The organism is Streptomyces sp. NPDC016459 (assembly GCF_040632845.1).
In the GTDB taxonomy this organism is placed as follows: Bacteria; Actinomycetota; Actinomycetes; order Streptomycetales; family Streptomycetaceae; genus Streptomyces.
The window spans coordinates 623,984-643,196 of sequence record NZ_JBEYCR010000002.1 but is presented as its reverse complement, the minus strand read 5'-3'; the positions used below and the strand labels follow the sequence as shown (position 1 = coordinate 643,196).

The window sequence follows — 19,213 nt, the reverse complement described above, 5'->3', positions numbered from 1 at the left end:
CCGACCATGGCCGATTACCACGATGATCTGCGTCTCGCCCATGTCCTCGCGGATGCCGCCGACGCGGCCACCATGGACCGTTTCCAGGCGCTCGACCTGCAGGTCGAGACGAAGCCGGACATGACTCCGGTCAGCGAGGCCGACAAGGCGGCCGAGGAGCTGATCCGGGGTCAGCTCAAGCGGGCAAGGCCGCGCGACGCGATCCTGGGCGAGGAGTACGGCGTGGAGGGCTCGGGCCCCCGCCGCTGGGTGATCGACCCGATCGACGGTACGAAGAACTACGTGCGCGGGGTGCCGGTCTGGGCGACCCTGATCGCCCTGATGGAGGCCGGGGAGACCGGGTTCCAGCCGGTGGTGGGCGTGGTGTCGGCCCCGGCGCTCGGCCGGCGCTGGTGGGCGGCGAAGGGCTCGGGCGCGTACACCGGGCGCAGCCTGGCCTCGGCGACCCGGATCGGGGTCTCGAAGGTCGCCTCCCTGGAGGACGCCTCGTTCGCGTACTCCTCGCTGAGCGGCTGGGAGGAGGCGGGGCGTCTCGACGGTTTCCTCGACCTCACGCGCGCGTGCTGGCGGACCCGGGCGTACGGGGACTTCTGGCCGTACATGATGGTCGCGGAGGGGTCCGTGGACATCTGCGCGGAGCCGGAGCTGTCGCTGTGGGACATGGCCGCGGTGGCGGTCGTGGTGCAGGAGGCGGGCGGCACGTACACGGGCCTGGACGGTCGGCACGGTCCGCACAGCGGCAACGCCGCGGCGTCGAACGGTCTGCTCCACGGTGAGCTGCTGAGCTACCTCAACCAGGAGGACGCGAAGGGCTGAGCGCCCTCGACGCTCCCCGGGGGCGCCTCGCGCGCCCCCTTGTCGGGTTCCTCTCCCGGTGCCACTCTGAGAGTCCCCCCGCTTGTGAACTTGTGAAGCTTTTCTCAGGCGTCTCCGGCGCCGGGCTTCTCGTCGAGAGCGGGAACGGTTCACCAAGGAGGTGGCTCCGTCCATGCTCGTCAGCGACGCCATGAGTTCGGTGGTCCTCACCATCGGCCCGGCCCACACCCTCAGGCAGGCGGCCCGGCTGATGTCGGCGCGCCGCGTCGGCGCGGCCGTCGTCCTCGACTCCGATGCCGGGCTCGGCATCCTCACCGAGCGCGACATCCTCAACTCCCTCGCCCTGGACCAGGATCCCGACGTGGAGACCGCGGGTTCCCACACCACTCGCGACGTGGTCTTCGCCGCCCCCGCCTGGACTCTGGCGAAGGCCGCCGAGGCCATGACCCACGGGGGCTTCCGCCACCTCGTCGTCCTCGACGACCGGGGGCCCGTCGGCATCGTCTCCGTACGCGACATCATCCGCTGCTGGATCCCCGTGCACAGCGTCGCCGGCTGAACCGCGCCTGCTGGCAAGCGAAAGCGGGCCGGATCCCGTACGGAAATCCGGCCCGCTCTCCCTACGACAAGTGCTGTCAGCCGCGCAGGGCCTGGACCGCGGCCTCCAGCCGCTTGCCGAAGTCACCGTCCGCCTGGCGGAAGTTGTTGATGGCCCGCTCGGCGATGTCGTCGCGCGAGACCTTGGCGATGAAGCCCGCCAGGTTCTCGACGAGGCGGCTCTTCTCGTCCTCCGACATCAGACGGTAGAGGTTGCCCGCCTGCACGAAGTCGTTGTCCTCGGAGTGGACCGGCGCCGCCTGGTCGCCGGTGACACCGCCGACCGGGACCGGCTGCCACAGCGGACGGTCCGTCTGGAACGGGCCGCCGAAGCTGTTCGGCTCGTAGTTCTTGGTGCCCTTGTGACGGCCGTCGTAGAGGAAGCCGTCACGGGAGTTGGTGCGCGCCTCGGTGGCGTGCGGGCGGTTCACCGGCAGGTGGTCGGCGTTGATGCCGACGCGGTAGCGGTGGGCGTCGCCGTAGGCGAAGAGGCGGCCCTGGAGCATCTTGTCCGGGGACGGGCCGATGCCGGGCACGAAGTGCGCCGGGCTGAAGATGGACTGCTCGACCTCGGCGAAGATGTTCTCCGGGTTGCGGTTGAGTTCCAGCTTGCCGATCTCGATCGGCGGGTAGTCCCCGTGCGGCCACACCTTGGTGAGGTCGAACGGGTTGAAGCGGTAGTTCGCCGCGTCGGCCGCGGGCATGATCTGGACCTGCACGGTCCAGGTCGGGAAGTCGCCGCGCTCGATGGCCTCGCGCAGGTCGCGCTGGTGCGAGTCCGGGTCCACACCCGAGAGGCGGACGGCCTCCTCGGTGGTGAGGTTCTTGATGCCCTGGTCGGTCTTGAAGTGGTACTTGACCCAGAAGACCTCGCCGGCCTCGTTGTTCCACTGGAACGTGTGCGAGCCGTAGCCGTTCATGTGGCGGTACGAGGCGGGGATGCCGCGGTCACCGAAGAGCCAGGTCACCTGGTGGGTCGACTCCGGGGAGAGGCCCCAGAAGTCCCAGACGTTGTCCGCCTCCTGCGAGCCCGAGTACGGGTCGCGCTTCTGGGTGTGGATGAAGTCGGGGAACTTGATGGCGTCCTTGATGAAGAACACCGGGGTGTTGTTGCCGACGAGGTCGTAGTTGCCCTCTTCGGTGTAGAACTTCAGCGCCCAGCCGCGGGGGTCGCGGACCGCGTCGGCCGCGCCGAGGTTGCCCGCGACGGTGGAGAAGCGCAGGAAGGTCTCGGTCTCCTTGCCGACCTCGGAGAGGAACGCGGCACGCGTCCACTGCGAGACGTCACGGGTGACCGTGAAGGTGCCGTAGGCGCCGGCGCCGCGGGCGTGGACGACGCGCTCCGGGATGCGCTCACGGTTGAAGTGGGCGAGCTTCTCCAGGAGGAGCTGGTCCTGGACGAGGACCGGACCGCCGACGCCCGCCGTCTCGCTGTTCTGGTTGTCGGCTACCGGCGCCCCGGCCTCCGTAGTGAGCGGTCCCTGCGTCACGTGCGCCTCCTGCGTCATTACTGCGAGTCCTGTCCTTCGACCGGGCCGGTGAAGCCCTTGGCCGATCCCGGTTCAGATCCTACGATAGACATTGTCTAAGTCAAGTGAACTTCCAAAGTCACACCCGTTCGGGATCACGGTCCCTGACTGTTAGGCTGGCCCCCATGAGTGACCTGTTGGAACGACTGCGTGGACGCGGCTGGCGGATGACCGCACAGCGGCGTGTCGTGGCCGAGGTCCTCGACGGAGATCACGTACACCTGACCGCCGACGAGGTCCACGCGCGCGCAGTGACACGACTGCCCGAGATCTCACGCGCCACCGTCTACAACACGCTGGGCGAGATGGTCACCCTCGGTGAGGTCATCGAGGTGGCGACCGACGGACGCGCCAAGCGCTACGACCCCAACGCCCACCGGCCGCACCAGCACCTGGTGTGCGGACGCTGCGGCGCGATACGGGACGTCCACCCGGGCGGCGACCCGATGGCGGACCTGCCGGACACCGAGCGCTTCGGCTTCACGATCTCCAACGTCGAGGTCACGTACCGGGGCATCTGCCCGAGCTGCGCGACCACGGCCTGAGCCACACACGCGAAAGCCCCCGCTCCGGCGGGGGCCCTTCCGTCTCCTGATGCCGTGACATCCGTCTCCTGCCGCCGTGACACTCGACGACGCCATACGACGAAGGCCCGGATCCGAGTGCATCGGATCCGGGCCTTCGTTGCTACTGAGTAGCGGGGACAGGATTTGAACCTGCGACCTCTGGGTTATGAGCCCAGCGAGCTACCGAGCTGCTCCACCCCGCGTCGGTGAACCTGACTGTACGGGACGGCCGCCGACCAGCGCAAATCCGTCAAGCGGTGAGCTCCTGGTGCAGCGCCTCGCTCAGCCGGGCCGCCCGCTCGGCGACCTCGGCGGGACCCAGCTCCACCGCGCGGGCGCACCAGCGGCGCCCCTCGGTGAGCTCCCCGCGGCGCGCCGCGAGCAGCGCGAGCCGGAGCGCGGCACGGCCGTGGCCCGCCCGGGCGGCCCGGGTCCACCAGAGGGCGGCCTCGCGCTCGCTGCCCTCGCGGGCGAGGAGCAGCCCGAGGTTGAAGGCGCCGTTACGGCTGCCCGCCTCCGCCGCCTCGCGGTACCAGCGGTCGGCCTCCGCCAGGTCGCCGCGCCCGGCGGCGAGCATCCCGACCCGGACCTGGGCGCGCCGGTGCCCCTGCTGCGCGGCCCGCTCGTACCACTCCTCGCACTCGGTCTTCTCCTCCCGGGACGCGCCGAGGACGGCGGGGCCGGGGTCGGGGCGACGCGCGTCGAGGACCGAGGCGAGCCGGAAGGCGGCCTCGGCGCTGCCACCGCCTGCCGCGCACCGCAGGTGCCGCTCGGCGGTCCGCTCGTCGCCGTCCCTGAGGGCCGCGATGCCGACCTGGAGGGCGGCCTCGGTGTGCCCGGCGGCCGCGGCCCGCTCGTACCAGACGAGGGCCGTACGGTCGTCGTCCCGGCCCGCGTGGAGGATTCCCAGGTTGAACGCGGCGTCCACGCTGCCGGCCTCGGCGGCCTTGGAGAACCACGGCTCCGCGCCATTGGCGTCGCCGGCCTGGAGGAGCAGCACGGCGAGCGCGTTGGCAGCCTCGCGGTGACCCGCGTAGGCGGCGCGCCGGTACCACTGCTCGGCCTGCGGGATGCGGTCCTGGGCGGCGCAGAGCAGCCCGAGGTTGTACGCCCCGTTCACGTCGCCCGCGTCCATGGCGGCCCGGTACCAGCGCTCGGCGGTCTGCTGCTCGCCCCGGGCGGCGTGCAGCGCGCCCAGCGCGTTGGCGGCGTTGCCGTCGCCGTCCTGCGCGGCCCGCAGCCACCACACGGCGGCGCTCTCCTCGTCGCCCGCGTCGCGGAGCAGGAAGCCGAGCGCGCAGGCGGCCTTGGCCTCGCCCTCCTTGGCGGAGCTGAGGTACCAGCGGCCGGCCTCCTTGAGCTCGCCCCGCTGCTCCAGGATCGCGCCGAGGTGCAGCGCGGCCCGTCGGTGGCCGCGGGCGGCGGCCTGCCGGAACCACTGCTCGGCCTCGGTCGGCTCTCCCCCGGGCTCGCCGGCAGGACGCCCGGCGGCGATCTCCGCGCCCGTCGCGGCGGCGCCGGTGGGCACGAGGGCGCCCGTGCCGGGGACCCTGAGCCGGGCACCGGTGTCGTGCGGCCCGAGCGTGGTCTCGGTGGCGCGGCGCTCCAGGGCGAGGGCGAGCCGGTACGCGGCCTCGCGGTGCCCCTGCTCGGCGGCGGCGCGCAGCCAGCGCTCGGCGCCGACGTCGCTGCGGTGCTCCAGGAGGTCGGCGAGGGCGTAGGCGCCGAGGGCGTGGCCCTGCTCGGCGGCCTGGCGCAGCCAGTACTCGGCGGCCGGTTCGTCGCCGCGCTCGCGGTGGTGGCGGCCGAGGGCGTGGGCGGCGGGCGCGGAGCCGGCGACGGCGGCGACCCGCCACCAGCCGGCCGCCTCCTCGGCGTATCCGCGCTGGTGCAGCAGGACCCCGAGGTTGTTCGCGGCGGCCCGGTCGCCCTCGGCGGTGGCGGCTCGCAGATAGGGCTCGGCGCCGTCGAGGTCACCGCGGCGCAGCAGCAGCGCGCCGAGCGCGCTCATCGAGGCGAGGTCGCCGTGCTCGGCGGCCCGCCGGTGGCGGGCCTCGACCTCGGTCTCGTTCTCGGAGTCGGCATCGGTCTCGGCGGTGGTGTCGACGGCCGCATCGACGGCCTTCACTGCCTCGATGATCTCGTCCGCGGCGTTCCTGGCGTGCCGCTGCACAAACCGCCCTGTCTTCAACAGAGTTGCCCTGTCCCCCATAAATACCATCGTCGCACCACCCGCAACCCGAGCACACCTGGTATACCCGCAGCCAGTGAGGTCACTCAGCGTTTTGTCGACATGCCCACAGAGAGACAAGTCAAACACGACTCACGCCAACTCGCCCCTTCCCTACCGCTCTTCGAGCCCCCCATGCACGCCGACACACGACGAGGGCCCGGATCCTTATGGATCCGGGCCCTCGTCCTCTGAGTAGCGGGGACAGGATTTGAACCTGCGACCTCTGGGTTATGAGCCCAGCGAGCTACCGAGCTGCTCCACCCCGCGTCGGTAAACCAACCGTATCACGGGCGCGGGGTGGAAAACCTCAGGTCAGCCGCTTGATCCCGTCGACTTGAGCTTCGCTCCGGCTTCCGCGGCCCGCTGGAGGGCCGTCTGGAGGTCGTCCTGGGCCTTGCCGTACGCGGTCCAGTCGCCCTTCTGCAGAGCCGTCTGCCCGGCGTCGTACGCCTTCTGCGCGTCGGCGATCGCCCGCTTCAGGGCGGCGTCGTTCGTCACCGGCGGCTCGGTGGTGCCCGGCGGGTTCGTGGGCGTGGTGGGCGGCGTGGTCGGCGCGTCCACCCCGAAGACCGCGTTGAGCGCCTCGGTGAGGCTGTCCTCGAACACCGTGGTGTCCTTGGTCGTGTCACCGTTCGGCTGGTCCGCGTCCACGTACGACACCGCGACCTTCTTCAGGAGCGGGTAGAGCGCGTTGCGTCCCTGGGCGTACACCGGCTCCACGTACAGGAAGCCGCCGTCGAGCGGGACGGTCAGCAGGTTGCCGTACTGGATGTCGGAGTCGGCGCCCTTCATGTCCCGGACGAACGTGGCGACCGAGGGCAGGCCGTTGAGCTTGCTCTGCACCTGGGCCGGGCCCGGCACGTCCTCGGTGACCCGCAGCAGTCTCAGCCGGCCGTACTCCTTGCTGGTGGCGTCGGCGTCGACCGCCATGAAGCCGCCCAGGTTGGGCCGCCCGTTCGGCGTGAACGTCGTCGTCAGCGAGAAGCGCTGCGCCGCGTCCCCGGGCATCTTCATGCTCAGGTAGTACGGCGGGACCGCGTTGCCCTCCTTGTTGGTCGGGTCGTCCGGCACCTGCCAGGCGTCCGAGCCGCTGTAGAACTGCGCGGGGTCGGTGACGTGATAGCGGGTCAGCAGCTCGCGCTGGACCTTGAACATGTCCTGCGGGTAGCGCAGGTGGTCGAGCAGGTCGCCCTTGATCTCGGACTTCGGCTTGACCGTGTCGGGGAACGCCTTCATCCAGGTCTTGAGGACCGGGTCCTGGGTGTCCCACTCGTAGAGGGTGACCGAGCCGTCGTACGCGTCGACGGTGGCCTTCACCGAGTTGCGGATGTAGTTGACCTGGTTCTGCTGGGCGACGACCGCGCGCTGCTGGTTGCCGACGGTCAGCGAGTCCGCCGTGGTGTCGCCGAGCGTGGTGCGCGAGGCGTACGGGTAGCCGTTGGTCGTCGTGTAGGCGTCGATGATCCACTGGATCCTGCCGTCCACGACCGCCGGGTACGCGTCACCGTCGATGGTCAGCCAGGGCGCGACGGCCTCGACGCGCTGCTTGGGGGTGCGGTTGTAGAGGATCCGCGAACCCTCGCCGATGGCCCCCGAGTAGAGGATCTGCGGCTCGCTGAAGGCCACCGCGTACGCGGCGCGGTTGAAGGTGCTGGAGAGGTTGACCCCGCTCCTGCCCTCGTAGCTGGTGCTCTTCTCGCCGTTCTCCTCGTAGTCCAGCTCCTTCTGCGGGCCGCCCACGATCGAGTACTGGTCGGTCTTCTCGCCGTAGTAGATCCGCTGCTGGTACGTGCCGAGCGTCCCCGTGGTCGGCAGACCGGCCTCGGTGAAGACCGGAGAGCCGTTGGCGTCCGTCTGCGTGCCCGAGGCCATGATCGCGCCGTAGCCGTGGGTGTACGTGAAGTGGTCGTTGATCCAGTTGCGCTTCGGGATGCCCTTGATGTTGAGCTCGCGCAGACCGACGACGGTGTCCTTGCCCGCGTAGCGGTCCACGTCCAGGGTCGTCGGGAACTGGTAGTACTTCCGCTTCTGCTCCAGCTGCTGGAACGTCGGCGACACGATGTTCGGGTCGAGGACGCGGTAGCTGGCCGCCGAGTCGGCGTCCGACCGCAGCCGGTCCTTGGCCTTCACCGTCGACTTGCCCGAGTAGTTCTCGAGCTTCGTCCCGTCGATCGCGTACGCCTTGCGGGTCGCGTCGATGTTCTTCTGGATGTACGGCGCTTCCTTGGCCTGCTCGTTCGGCTGGACCTGGAACTTCTGCACGATGGCCGGGTAGAGGCCGCCGATCAGGACCGCGGAGAGCACCATCAGGCCGAAGCCGATCACCGGCAGCTGCCAGGTGCGGCGCCAGAGCGTCGCGAAGAACAGCACGGCGCAGATCGCGGCGATGCAGAACAGGATGGTCTTCGCCGGCAGGTACGCGTTGGCGTCGACGTACCGCAGGCCGGTCCAGTTGCCGGTGGCCTTGAAGTCGCTGGACTTCACCGCCAGGCCGTACCGGTCGAGCCAGTACGCCACGGCCTTCAGCGACACGAACACGCCGAGCAGCACCGAGAGGTGCCCGGTGGCGGCGGCGGTGGCCCGCGCCCCCGGACTCGTGACCCGCAGCCCGCCGTACAGGTAGTGCGTGAGCGCGGCGGCGATCAGCGACAGGACGGCGGCGGCGAAGCCGAAGGCGAGCAGGAAGCGGTACCAGGGCAGGTCGAAGGCGAAGAACGACACGTCGAGCCCGAACTGCGGGTCCTTCTGGCCGAACTTCACCCCGTTGACCCACATCAGCCAGGTGCGCCACTGGCCGGAGGCGGAGGCGCCGGCGATCAGCGCCACCAGGGCCGTGACCGCGATCAGCACCCACTTCTTGAACGGGGCGAGGCCCATCCGGTACCGGTCGAGGCTCTGCTGCTCCAGCGACATCGCGCTGAGCGGCGGCCGCAGCCGGTACGCCAGCCAGATGTTCACGCCGACGGCGAGCCCCATCAGCAGGCCGAAGACCGCGAACAGGCCGATCTTGGTCCACAGCGTGGTGGTGAACACGGACGAGTACTCGACCGAGCGGTACCACAGCCAGTCCGTCCAGAACCCGGCGAACATCACGAACGCCATGGCGAGGACGGCCAGCACGCCGAGTGTCATGAGCAGGGTACGGGCCCGCCGGGACGGCCGGCCGACTCTCATCCTTGGCCCGGTCGGGCCTCCGCCGCGGTCCGGCATCTGGAAAGCCAACGTGCGCCCCTCGGTGTTGATGCGTCTGAAAGCAGGCCCCGCGATCGTAGAGCCCACTGGTGCAACTTACTGAGGCTTTACCTAGTTCCCGTGTTCCGGGGAAGAGGAGGCAGGATGTTCGTCATGTCCAACGTTTCCCCCCCCGGCCCGGCGATGGCCGCGAGCCCCCTCACCCGCGCGGTGCTCGAGATCGACGAGTACGCGGCGGGCCTCGGCTGGAACCAGCCGGCCCGCCTCTTCGCCCTGGTCGACACCGCGCGCCTGCGCGCCAAGGAACCCGCGCTCGCCTCCCAGCTGGGCCTGGGTGACGATGCCACCGCCTACACCCCGATCGAGCAGGACAAGCTGCCGCGCGGAAAGCCCCTCGACGACTTCCTCGGCACGATCGCCTGGCCCGACGCCGTGGCCGGCTGCGCCATGACGGTGGAACGGCTCATGCTGCCCCCGTCCGCCGAGGCCCAGGTCCCGCAGGGCCTCGGCGAGAAGCAGCTCGCCAAGTGGGTCGCCGCCCACCCGGACCGACAGGAGGTACGGATGACGGTGGCGGTGCTGCGCGGCGGCGCCCGCGAGGCCGCGATCCGGCTGCGCGAGAAGGACACCGCGACCGAGGTCCTCACGGGCCCCGACCTGGTGCCGGGCCTCGCCGAGGCACTGGCCGCGACCTTCGAGTCCTGAGACACGGCGATACGCCGATGGGGCGCCCGGTCCGTCGACCGGGCGCCCCATCGGCGTATCGCCGCTCAGCTCTTCGAGCAGCTCGGCAGGGACTTCGTGTCGCCCTTGCGGAGCTTCTCCATTGACTTCGTGGCGTCGTCGATGGTGTCCACCTTGATGAGGGTCAGGCCCTCGGGGATGTCGGACGCGGCGGTCTCGCAGTTGTCGGCAGGGGTGAGGAAGTACTCCGCGCCGGCGTTCCGCGCGCCGACCAGCTTCATCCCGATGCCGCCGATCGGGCCGACCGCGCCCGCGTCGTCGATGGTGCCGGTCCCGGCGACGAACCGGCCGCCGGTGAGGCTGTCGGGGGTGAGCTTGTCGACGATGCCGAGGGCGAACATCAGCCCGGCGCTGGGGCCTCCGACGTCGGCCAGGTTGATGTCGATCGTGAACGGGAAGACGTGGTCGGTGCCGGCCTGGATGCCGACGACGGCCCGGTCGCCCTCCTCGGACGTCGTGGTCGTGATGACGACCTTCCGGGTGACGGTCGGCTCCTTGCGGGCCTTCTCTGCGGCGGCCGCCTCCTTGGCGGGGACGACGGTGAACACCACGTCCTGGCCCGGCTTCCGCTTGACGACCTGCTTGGCGACATCGGCCTGGGCGGCGATCGGCACACCGTCGACGGCCTTGATCACGTCCCCGGCGTGCAGCCTGCCCTCGGAGGGCGAGCCCTTGATCACGGTGCCGACGACGACCCGGGAGACCACCGGGATCCCCAGCTCCTTGAGCGCGGCCACCTTGGCGCTCTCCTGGGACTGGGTGAACTCCTCGGCGTTCTCCTGGCTCGACTGCTCCTCGGTCTTGCCGTCCGGGTAGAGCGTGTCGTGCGGCACCACCACGTTGTCGTGGGCCAGCCAGCCGTAGACGGCCTCGACGGCGTTCATCCTGTAGTCCGCGCTGGTGACCCGGACCGTCGTCATGTTGAGGTGCCCGTCGGTCGGGTAGGTCTTTCGTCCCGCGATGTGCAGCACGGGCTCTCCCCTGGCCTCGCCGAGGGTGTTGACCGTGGGGCCCGGGCTCATCTCCGCGTACGGCACCGGGATCAGAACGCCGGCGATGAGCAGGCAGATCAGGACCAGGGTGGAGGCGAGCATCGTCGCGGTGCGGCGTGGCATGGAACGACAGTACGGGACTCGTCCACAGGCGCACCCGTGGGGCGGGGCCGTACGAGGAGGGCCGGAGTCAGCTCGACGGCGAGGTGGTGACCCCACCGGCCGCGGCGGCCGGTTCACGCTCGTGCGGAGCGGAATCGGGGGTCGTGAGGTGGGAGCGTTCCATGGCGTCCCGGAAACGGGCGTAGCCGGCGAGTTCGGCCACGTCACCTATCGTCTTGTTCCTCGACGCCCAGCTTCCCCATATCGCCGCGCCGACGACTGCGAAAAGCGGAATCAGCAACCAGGCCAGTGCTGCCATCTCGACCTCCCGTCCCCAGTGAGTTGATCAGCAGACTGTCTCATCCGTGAGGTCAACGCTCGCGCGTGGGGGCCGGTTACGCAAATCGGGCGTTCGGCTACGGGGTGTCGGCGGGTCGCCTTGCGCATGGGGAGTGCGTCGCACCCCTGGCGCTGAGGCTCAGCAGGCGCCCCGGCCGGGGGTGAAGCCTCAGCAGGCGCCGACCCTCCCCCAGCCTCCGGCCGGGGGGACCCCCAGCCGGGGGTGAAGCCTCAGCAGGCGCCGACCCACTCCTCGGTGCCGTCCGAGAAGGTCTGGTGCTTCCAGATGGGGACCTCGTGCTTGAGGTCGTCGATGAGCTTGCGGCAGGCCTCGAAGGCCTCTCCGCGGTGCGGGCAGGAGACGGCCACGACGACCGCGAGGTCGCCCACGCGGAGATCGCCCACCCGGTGCACGGCGGCGAGCGCCCGCACCGGATAGTCGGCGACGACCTTCTCCGCGACCCGGCGCAGCTCCGCCTCGGCCGTGGGGTGGCAGGAGTAGCCCAGCGCGTCGACGTCGGCGCCGCCGTCGTGGTTGCGCACGGTGCCGACGAAGAGCGTCGTGCCGCCCGAGGCGTCGTCCCCGACCGCGCGGAAGACCTCGTCGACGGAGAGCGGGGTCTCGCGGATCGCGAGAAGCTTGATCGGATCGGCGGCGGCCTGCTCGCCGGGATGGTCAGACGTCGGTGCCATGGACCCATCGTGCCGTACGCGCGCGGGATCCCGGAATAGCGGTTTCGACCGGCGGTCGGCGGCCGCGGTAGGAGGGTCCTACAGACGGCCGCCGGGACGGGGCCCGAGAGGCTCCGGCGTCGGTCAGATCCCGCGCCGCTTCCGCATCTGGCGGACGAGCGCCGCCGTGCCGAGCAGCGCCACCGTCGCGCCCGCCGCACCGGCCGCCGTGGCGTCCTTGCGGCCCAGACGGCGGCCGACGACCGTATGACGGCCCTGGACCTCGTCGAGGAGCGCCGTGAGGACCTCCTCGTTCGTCCACTTCGGCCGCCAGCCGGCGTCGTGCAGCCGTCCCACGCTCACCACCCAGGGGTGCATCGTGTACGCGAGGTCGCCCGCAGGGGACGGGGTGAGCCCGATGCGGTGGAGGCGGGCCGCCGCGCCGAGGGCGACGGCGGAGGGCAGCTCCATGCGGCGGATCCCGGAGAGCTCCTCGACCTCCTCCTGTTCCAGCCAGCCCTCGCAGCCGACCACGAACTCCCCTTCGACCTTCTCGAGGGCCGCGTACTCCAGGGCGCTGACCAGGTCGTCGACGTGGCAGAACTGCCAGGTGGGCCGGGACCCGGCGACGACGAGCAGCCGGGGCGACTCGAAGTAGCGGGTCAGGGCCGTGTCCGTACCGCCGACGAGGACGGCCGGGCGGACGACGGTCACGTGGAGGCCGGGGTGCGCGCGGGGTGCCCGGCGGCCGAGGCGCTCGATCTCCAGCATGTCGCCGACGCCGGTGGCCTCCGCGGTGGCCCTGAGCTCGGCGTCCTCGGAGAGCGGGATGTCGTTGTCGGGCAGGGCGCCGTAGACCATCGCGGAGGTGCACAGCACCACCCGGTGGACGCCGGCCGCCGCCGCTGCCGTCAGCACGGTCTGCGTACCGCGCACGTTGTAGGCCGTCCGGGCGGCGGGGTCGGTCTCCAGGTCGAGATCGACGGCGAGGTGCACGACCACGTCGGCACCGCGCAGCTTCTCGGCGATGGCCGGATCGCGCACGTCGAGGATGTGCCAGTGCGCCTCGGCGACATCGCCCCGGCGTTCGTCGATGGCGATGATCTTCTTGATCTCGTCGGAGGCGGCCAGGCGTCTGGTCAGCAGGTCACCGACCCCGGACGCGGCGCCGGTGACCGCGACGACGGGGCCGCGCGCGGCGGACCGGGTTGAGTGGTTTCGCGCTCCGCGAATCTGAGGGTCTGGGGAACTCACCGGGCGTCTCCAGCGGTTGTCTTCAGTACGTACACGCATGACGCGTACGGACCAGGTGGCGTCCATCCTGCCGCAGGGCACGGCCCGGCGGAGCACCGAGCCCGTTTCCGGCCCGGTTGTCCGGCGGGACAGCACCTACGCTGGTGGTGTGTAACGGGCAGTCGCCGTCGGCAGAGGCCGGCGGCCCTACGAGCCGAGGAAACCTGTGAGTGACACCCCATTCGGATTCGGCCTTCCGCCGGAGGAGCCGGAGAACGGCGACGAGGGCAAGAAGAAGGACCCCGCCGGAGGTGGCCAGGGGTCCGGTGGCCAGCCCGGGAACCCGTTCGGGGCGAACCCGTTCGGTTTCGGCGGGCTGCCCGGCATGGGCGGTCTGGGCGGTCAGGGCGGAGCGGACAATCCGTTCGCGGCGATGTTCGGCTCGCTGAACCCCAACGACCTGGGTGCCGCCTTCCAGCAGCTCGGCCAGATGCTGAGCTACGAGGGCGGTCCCGTGAACTGGGACATGGCCAAGCAGATCGCGCGCCAGGTCGTGGCCCAGGGCACCGCCGACGGCACCAAGGACGCCAGTGTGGGCCCGGCGGAGAAGTCCGCGGTCGAGGAGGCCGTGCGGCTCGCCGACCTGTGGCTGGACCAGGTCACCTCGCTGCCCTCCGGGGCGAACACGGCGGTGGCGTGGAGCCGCGCCGAGTGGGTCGAGGCGACCCTGCCCGCGTGGCAGCAGCTGGTGGATCCGGTCGCGGAGCGGGTCGGCGCGGCGATGGGCGATGTCCTGCCGGAGGAGATGCAGGCCATGGCCGGCCCGCTGATCGGCATGATGCGCTCCATGGGCGGCGCCATGTTCGGCCAGCAGATCGGGCAGGCCGTGGGCGCGCTCGCGGGTGAGGTCGTCGGTTCGACCGACGTGGGACTTCCGCTCGGCCCGGCCAACCGGGCCGCGCTGCTCCCGTTGAACATCGAGGCCTTCGGCAAGGACCTGGGCGTGCCCTCGGACGAGGTGCGGCTCTACCTGGCTCTGCGCGAGGCCGCTCACCAGCGTCTCTTCGCGCACGTGCCGTGGCTGCGGGCGCACCTGTTCGGCGCGGTCGAGGGGTACGCGCGCGGGATCACGGTCGACACCTCGAAGCTGGAGGAGGCGGTGGGTCAGCTCGACCCGACGCAGCCGGAGCAGCTTCAGGAGGCGCTCCAGCAGGGCATGTTCCAGCCGGAGGACACCCCGCAGCAGAAGGCGGCGCTGGCCCGTCTGGAGACGGCGCTCGCCCTGGTCGAGGGCTGGGTGGACGCGGTGGTCCACGAGGCCGCCAAGTCGCGGCTGACCTCGGCGGACGCGCTGCGGGAGACGCTGCGGCGGCGTCGGGCCTCGGGCGGCCCCGCCGAGCAGACGTTCGCGACCCTGATCGGTCTGGAGCTGCGTCCGCGGCGGCTGAGGGACGCGGCGCGCCTGTGGGCCTCGCTCACGGACGCGCGCGGGGTCGACGGCCGGGACGGTCTGTGGGAGCACCCGGACATGCTGCCGACGGCGACCGACCTGGACGACCCCGACGGTTTCGTGCACCGCGAGCACCTGGACTTCTCCGAGCTGGACAAGATGCTCGGCGAGGCGGCGAAGGGCGACGCCCCGGAGGACGGGGACGGGGACGGCAAGGAGTGAGCCTGCACGACGACGCGGTCCTCGTACTGAAGGAGTACGGGGACCAGGAGGAGCTGCGACAGCTCTACCTGGACCATCTGGGCGCGCATCCCGACGGCATGTACAAGCCGTGCGGGGCCGGTCATCTCACCAGCAGCGCGCTGGTGGTCGACCCGGCGCGGGGCCGGGTGCTCCTCACCCTGCACCGGAAGCTGGGCATGTGGCTGCAGATGGGCGGCCACTGCGAGCCGGGCGACGCGACGGTGGAGGCGGCCGCGCTGCGGGAGGCGACGGAGGAGTCGGGGATCGGGGGCCTGAGCCTGCTGCCGGGCGGTCCGGTGCGGCTCGACCGGCATCCGATCCCGGCGCCCTGCCACTGGCACCTGGACGTGCAGTACGCGGCGCTCGCGCCGGCCGACGCGGTGGAGGCGATCAGCGAGGAGTCGCTGGACCTGCGCTGGTTCGCGTACGAGGAGGTGGCGGGCGTGGCGGACGTGTCCGTGGTCCGTCTCCTGGAGGGCACGCTCGCCCGCCTGTAGCAGCGGGACACGGGGAAGGGGCGGCCGCCGACGCGACCGCCCCTCATCCCGTTCCGGCGCTCAGTTCCAGGCGTTGTTCTGGTTCTGGGCGTGGGCGCCGTGCTGTCCCGCGCCGAACTGGGCGGCGACGCCCTGCCCGATGGCCGCGTGCTGCGGGGGCATGACCTCGCTGGGCTGGACGAGCGCGAAGCCCTGGCCGAGGAAGCTGAGCTCCCAGCCCTCGCCCGTGTCCCCGCGACGGCGGCGAATGCTGGAGTTGTGCGTCTGCGCCTGCATCTGGACGCGCAGCCCGGTGGACCAGGCGACGATCGCGTCCGCGTCGACACTGACGTACTTGTCGGGCGTGACGTGCATCATCAGGGGCTGCCCCGAGGTCATCAGGGCGACCTTGCCACGGCCGGAGATGTTGAGCTGGTACTTGCCGGAGCCGGAGATGCCGTACTGGCTGTCGACGGCGATGACCTCGGTGTTGAGGGTCGAGTCGAGCGCCAGGACGTAGGCGCTGTCGACGGTCAGACCCTCCTGCTCGACCTCCACGACGTGGACGTACTGGGCGAGGTTGGCGAAGTAGACCGTGCCCTGGCCGGAGCAGCGCATCAGGTCGAGGCCCTCGCCGGTGCGGGCCTGGGCCCGCCGCTGGCTCGGGGTCTTGTACTCGCCGTCGAAGTCGACGAGCCCCTGGTACGCCACCATGGCGCCCTTGCGGGCGAGGACGTCGTCCTGGCCGGTGAGGCTGACCCGCAGGAGCTGCGGGTTCTGGAGGACGTATCGCTCCTGGCTCTGCTGTTCGGCGTGGTTGAAAAGCGGGCTCTGCATGGTGTGTTTCTCGCTTCCCCTCAGCCCCGGACCCGCAGGCGGTCGGTGCTGTCCTCGCTCGGCTGTACGACGACGATGCCCTGGCCCGAGAAGGCCATCTGGTATGCCTCGCCGCTGCCCCGCCCGATCAGGGAGGACGCCTTGAAGCTGCGCTTGCCCTTGACCTTGAGCGACGGCGACCAGGCGACGAGCGCGTCCGGGTCGACATAGGTCTCGTCGTCGCCACGGCCGCAGTCGACCACGATCGGCGTGCCGCGCGAGGTCAGCGCGACCCAGCCGGTGCCCGAGATCTCCACGTTGAACAGGCCCTGGCCGGCGAACTTGGCGAGGCCCTTGACCTTCTCGACGCCCCACTGGAGGTGGGCGTCGAAGGCGAGGAGGTTGGTGCCGTTGACCGAGAGCGAGTCGTTCTGCAGGTTGATCACGACGACGTCGGCGCCGTAGTCGGCGAGGTAGAGCAGTCCGTCGCCGGAGCACTTCATGATCGGCGCGCCCTCGCCGGTGACCCACTGCTGGGCGACCTGGCGGGCGGCGGGCGGATTGGGCTCGTAGGTGATGTACCCCTCGTAGGAGACCATCGAGCCGGTCCGGGCGTAGAGGTCCTGGCCGGAGGCCATGGCCACCTGGAGCATGGTGCGGCCGTGGTTCTCCATCCGGGCCGCGACGGGGGTCGGGGCGTAGCCCGCGAGTTGCTGGTTCATGACTTCGGGCTCCCTCAGACCTCGTAGGGCTGGACGACGATGAAGTTGCCGGGGGCGCCCCGGAACTGGAGGTTCACGGTCTCCCCGCTGTGGCCGGGGTAGGCGTTGCGCCGGAGCCGGACCTGGGTGGAGAGGATGACCTGGGACGCGGACGACCAGGCGACGACGGCGTTGCAGTCGGCGAAGGTCGTCGGCGTGACGGGCAGCACCACGGGGACGCCGTGGGTCTTCACGACGACGGTGCCGGTGCCCTGGAACTGCATGGTGAACAGGGCGCCGCCGGGGATGCCGTGGCCCTCGATACGCCGCACCTCGTACTGGAGCGACTCGTCGAACGCGAGGACGTTCTCGGCGGAGACGCAGATGCCGTCGCCCTGGAGCTCGATCGGGTGCAGATGGGCGCCCTCCTCGGCGAGGAAGAGCTGACCGCGTCCGGTGCAGCGCATCAGCTGCATCTCCTGGCCGGTGGCGTTGCCGACGATCCGGCCCGCGAAGCCCGCGCCCTTGTGGGAGAAGTCGACCTTGCCCTGGTACATGACCATGGAGCCCTGCCGGGCGAGGACGGGGGTGCCGCCCATGGCGAGGTCGACCCGCATCAGCTGCTGGTTCTGCGGGGTCCAGCGGGCGCCGGTGGCGGTCTCCTTGTACGGCGCGAGCGCGGCCGCGAGTCCCGCGCCGGTCGCCGGCACGCCCTGCGGGACGCCGGGCTGCTGACCGTACGCGGGCTGCTGTCCGTACGGGGCGGGTGCGGCCTGCCCGTACGGCGCCTGCGGCGGCTGACCCTGGTACGGGCCGGGGGCCTGCCCCGGGACCTGTCCCGGGTACGGGCCGGGGGCCTGCCCCGGGACCTGTCCCGGGTACGGGCCGGGCGGCTGGCCCGGCACCTGACCGTACTGGGGCGGCTGCGGAGGCTGTCCATACGGCCCGGGGGCCGCGGGGGCGAGCGGCGGGCCCGGCGCGGGTGCCATCGGGGCCACCGTCGTCGGCGCCGTGTGCACCGGCTGCGCGGGAGCGGGCGGCGGCGTCGGCGCCTGCGGCGCGCCGAACGCGGGCGCGGGAGCAGGGGCGGCGGGTGCGCCGAAGGCCGGGGGCGTCGCCGCCTGCGGCGGCGGGGCGAAGCCGGGAGACCCTGCCTGCGGCTGGGCGGCAGGCGCCTCCTCGGCGACCTCACCGCCGAAGTTCCGCAGGAGCGCGTCCAGGCCGCCGTCGAAGCCCTGGCCGACGGCGGCGAACCGCCACACGTCCTTGAGGTAGAAGTCGCCGAGCATCACCGCGCGCTCGGTGCTGAACTCCGTGCCCGTGAACGAGTACCGGGCGACCTCCTCGCCGCCGGCCACGATCCGCAGGTGGCCGGGGCCGACCTGGGACATCTGGCCGGGGCCGTCGATCGTCGCGGTGAACGACAGCTTGTGGATGGAGGCGGGGATGCGGTCGAGGGTGACACGGAACGACTCGGTGTCGCCGGACTGGGCGCCGAGCAGCTGGACGGACTCCTCGGGAGTCTTCGGCTGGTTGAAGAAGACGAAGTAGCGGTCGTCGGAGAGCCGCTCTTCCGCGTCGAGACCGAAACAGCTGATGTCGAAGGTCAACCCGGGCGCCGCGATCTGCACACCCACGTACAGATCGGTTCCCGCGGTGAGATCACTGATCTTGGCCTTGTGGCCGCGTTGGAATTCCCTGGCCATGCGTTACGACCGTCCCCCATCCCGAATGCCGATTGCTCGCGCCAGGCTAGCCGCTGAGTACGACATTGAGACAGGGCAGGTCGTTTTCGGTACGGAATCGGGAAACCCGCTCCCGCGCGCGTGCCGACGCCGTCACTCCTCGTGAGGGGCGGGGAGGTGCGGCAGTCGCGCGGCGGCGACCACGCCCTCCAGGTAGCCGCGCGCCCGCTCGGTGCGCGGGTACGCCTCCAGGAGCCGCCAGAACCGGGGGCCGTGACCGGGGACGAGCAGATGGGCCAGCTCGTGCAGGAGGACGTAGTCGACGACGTACTCGGGCATGCCCTGGAGCCGGTGGGAGAGCCGGATGCTGCCCTCGGAGGGGGTGCAGGAGCCCCAGCGGGTGTTCTGGTTGGTGACCCAGCGCACGGAGCGGGGGCGGGCCCGGCCGCCGAAGTACTGCTCCGACAGGCGCGTCGCCCGCTCGGTCAGCTCCTGGTCCCCGAGGACGCTGCGGCTCTCCTGGGCGGCGAGCTTGTCGAGCATGACGCCCACCCAGCGGCGCTCCTCCGCCTCGGACATCCGGGCCGGGATGAGGACCACGGTCCGGTCGCCCTCGCGGTAGGCCGACACGGTTCTCCTCCGCCGCGGGCTTCTGCGGACCTCGACCGCACTCGTCCCCGCACCGCGGTGCGGGGAGTCGGTCACGCTGCGCTGTGGATCGGCGGGCACGGCCCCGACGTTACCCGCAGGCGGCGGGGGAAGTCCCGTCCGTGGAGGGGTTTCGGGAACCATCCGCCCCCACTCCGCACCATTCGAATGACTAATCC

The 19,213-nt window shown here is 71.2% G+C and carries 17 protein-coding genes and 2 tRNA genes; 6 read left to right on the top strand and 13 right to left on the bottom strand.

The features are described 5' to 3' along the window. Positions 1-6: 6 nt before the first annotated feature. Together hisN and ABZ567_RS08605 are read left to right on the top strand one after the other, a co-directional pair. Positions 7-816, top strand: a complete 810-nt coding sequence (hisN, locus tag ABZ567_RS08610; RefSeq protein ID WP_360786011.1) for a histidinol-phosphatase — start codon at positions 7-9, stop codon at positions 814-816. 172 nt (positions 817-988) lie between these two features. Then, positions 989-1,375, top strand: coding sequence for a CBS domain-containing protein (locus ABZ567_RS08605; protein ID WP_360786010.1), 387 nt, complete (start codon positions 989-991; stop codon positions 1,373-1,375). A 76-nt stretch (positions 1,376-1,451) separates the two neighbouring features. Here ABZ567_RS08605 and ABZ567_RS08600 read toward each other — a convergent pair whose 3' ends face one another. Continuing rightward, positions 1,452-2,921, bottom strand: a complete 1,470-nt coding sequence (locus tag ABZ567_RS08600; RefSeq protein ID WP_360786008.1) for a catalase — start codon at positions 2,919-2,921, stop codon at positions 1,452-1,454. 146 nt (positions 2,922-3,067) lie between these two features. Between ABZ567_RS08600 and ABZ567_RS08595 the strand changes: the two genes are divergently transcribed. Then, positions 3,068-3,487 carry a Fur family transcriptional regulator gene (locus ABZ567_RS08595; RefSeq protein ID WP_360786006.1) on the top strand — a complete coding sequence of 140 codons (420 nt, stop codon included), beginning with the start codon at positions 3,068-3,070 and terminating at the stop codon, positions 3,485-3,487. 150 nt (positions 3,488-3,637) lie between these two features. On the opposite strand, the gene ABZ567_RS08590 is transcribed toward ABZ567_RS08595, so the two are convergent. The 4 genes from ABZ567_RS08590 to ABZ567_RS08575 all read right to left on the bottom strand — a co-directional run bounded on the left by ABZ567_RS08590 (position 3,638) and on the right by ABZ567_RS08575 (position 8,951). Continuing rightward, a tRNA-Met gene (locus ABZ567_RS08590) sits at positions 3,638-3,711 on the bottom strand. Between the two features lie 47 nt (positions 3,712-3,758). Continuing rightward, entirely contained in the window at positions 3,759-5,729 is a 1,971-nt protein-coding gene (locus ABZ567_RS08585) for a tetratricopeptide repeat protein (protein WP_360786004.1), read from the bottom strand. 205 nt (positions 5,730-5,934) lie between these two features. Then, a tRNA-Met gene (locus ABZ567_RS08580) sits at positions 5,935-6,008 on the bottom strand. Positions 6,009-6,053: 45 nt separating this feature from the next. Further along, positions 6,054-8,951 (bottom strand): UPF0182 family protein, encoded by a 2,898-nt coding sequence (locus ABZ567_RS08575; protein ID WP_360786003.1) that lies wholly within the window; start codon positions 8,949-8,951, stop codon positions 6,054-6,056. Between the two features lie 135 nt (positions 8,952-9,086). Between ABZ567_RS08575 and ABZ567_RS08570 the strand changes: the two genes are divergently transcribed. After that, positions 9,087-9,638 (top strand): PPA1309 family protein, encoded by a 552-nt coding sequence (locus tag ABZ567_RS08570; protein ID WP_360786001.1) that lies wholly within the window; start codon positions 9,087-9,089, stop codon positions 9,636-9,638. Between the two features lie 65 nt (positions 9,639-9,703). Here ABZ567_RS08570 and ABZ567_RS08565 read toward each other — a convergent pair whose 3' ends face one another. The 4 genes from ABZ567_RS08565 to ABZ567_RS08550 all read right to left on the bottom strand — a co-directional run bounded on the left by ABZ567_RS08565 (position 9,704) and on the right by ABZ567_RS08550 (position 13,036). Next, complete coding sequence (locus ABZ567_RS08565; RefSeq protein ID WP_360785999.1) at positions 9,704-10,792, bottom strand: PDZ domain-containing protein; 1,089 nt, start codon at positions 10,790-10,792, stop codon at positions 9,704-9,706. A gap of 67 nt (positions 10,793-10,859) precedes the next feature. After that, positions 10,860-11,090, bottom strand: coding sequence for a hypothetical protein (locus ABZ567_RS08560; protein ID WP_360785997.1), 231 nt, complete (start codon positions 11,088-11,090; stop codon positions 10,860-10,862). A 251-nt stretch (positions 11,091-11,341) separates the two neighbouring features. Next, positions 11,342-11,803, bottom strand: coding sequence for a molybdenum cofactor biosynthesis protein MoaE (locus ABZ567_RS08555; protein WP_360785996.1), 462 nt, complete (start codon positions 11,801-11,803; stop codon positions 11,342-11,344). A gap of 123 nt (positions 11,804-11,926) precedes the next feature. After that, entirely contained in the window at positions 11,927-13,036 is a 1,110-nt protein-coding gene (locus tag ABZ567_RS08550) for an SDR family oxidoreductase (RefSeq protein WP_360785994.1), read from the bottom strand. Between the two features lie 205 nt (positions 13,037-13,241). On the opposite strand from ABZ567_RS08550, the gene ABZ567_RS08545 reads away from it, so the two are divergent. Both ABZ567_RS08545 and ABZ567_RS08540 read left to right on the top strand, forming a co-directional pair. Next, positions 13,242-14,687, top strand: a complete 1,446-nt coding sequence (locus tag ABZ567_RS08545) for a zinc-dependent metalloprotease (RefSeq protein WP_360785993.1) — start codon at positions 13,242-13,244, stop codon at positions 14,685-14,687. Next, the gene (locus ABZ567_RS08540) at positions 14,684-15,205 is read left to right on the top strand and encodes an NUDIX hydrolase (protein ID WP_360785991.1); all 522 of its coding nucleotides are present in this window, start codon (positions 14,684-14,686) and stop codon (positions 15,203-15,205) included. Before ABZ567_RS08545 ends, ABZ567_RS08540 begins: the two co-directional genes overlap by 4 nt. A gap of 60 nt (positions 15,206-15,265) precedes the next feature. Here ABZ567_RS08540 and ABZ567_RS08535 read toward each other — a convergent pair whose 3' ends face one another. From ABZ567_RS08535 to ABZ567_RS08520, 4 genes are all read right to left on the bottom strand, one after another. Continuing rightward, positions 15,266-16,021 (bottom strand): AIM24 family protein, encoded by a 756-nt coding sequence (locus ABZ567_RS08535; protein WP_360785989.1) that lies wholly within the window; start codon positions 16,019-16,021, stop codon positions 15,266-15,268. A gap of 20 nt (positions 16,022-16,041) precedes the next feature. Next, positions 16,042-16,722, bottom strand: coding sequence for an AIM24 family protein (locus ABZ567_RS08530; RefSeq protein WP_360785988.1), 681 nt, complete (start codon positions 16,720-16,722; stop codon positions 16,042-16,044). Between the two features lie 14 nt (positions 16,723-16,736). Then, complete coding sequence (locus ABZ567_RS08525) at positions 16,737-18,407, bottom strand: TerD family protein (protein WP_360785986.1); 1,671 nt, start codon at positions 18,405-18,407, stop codon at positions 16,737-16,739. Between the two features lie 132 nt (positions 18,408-18,539). Beyond that, the gene (locus ABZ567_RS08520) at positions 18,540-19,115 is read right to left on the bottom strand and encodes a M48 family metallopeptidase (RefSeq protein WP_360785985.1); all 576 of its coding nucleotides are present in this window, start codon (positions 19,113-19,115) and stop codon (positions 18,540-18,542) included. Between the last annotated feature and the right edge of the window lie 98 nt (positions 19,116-19,213).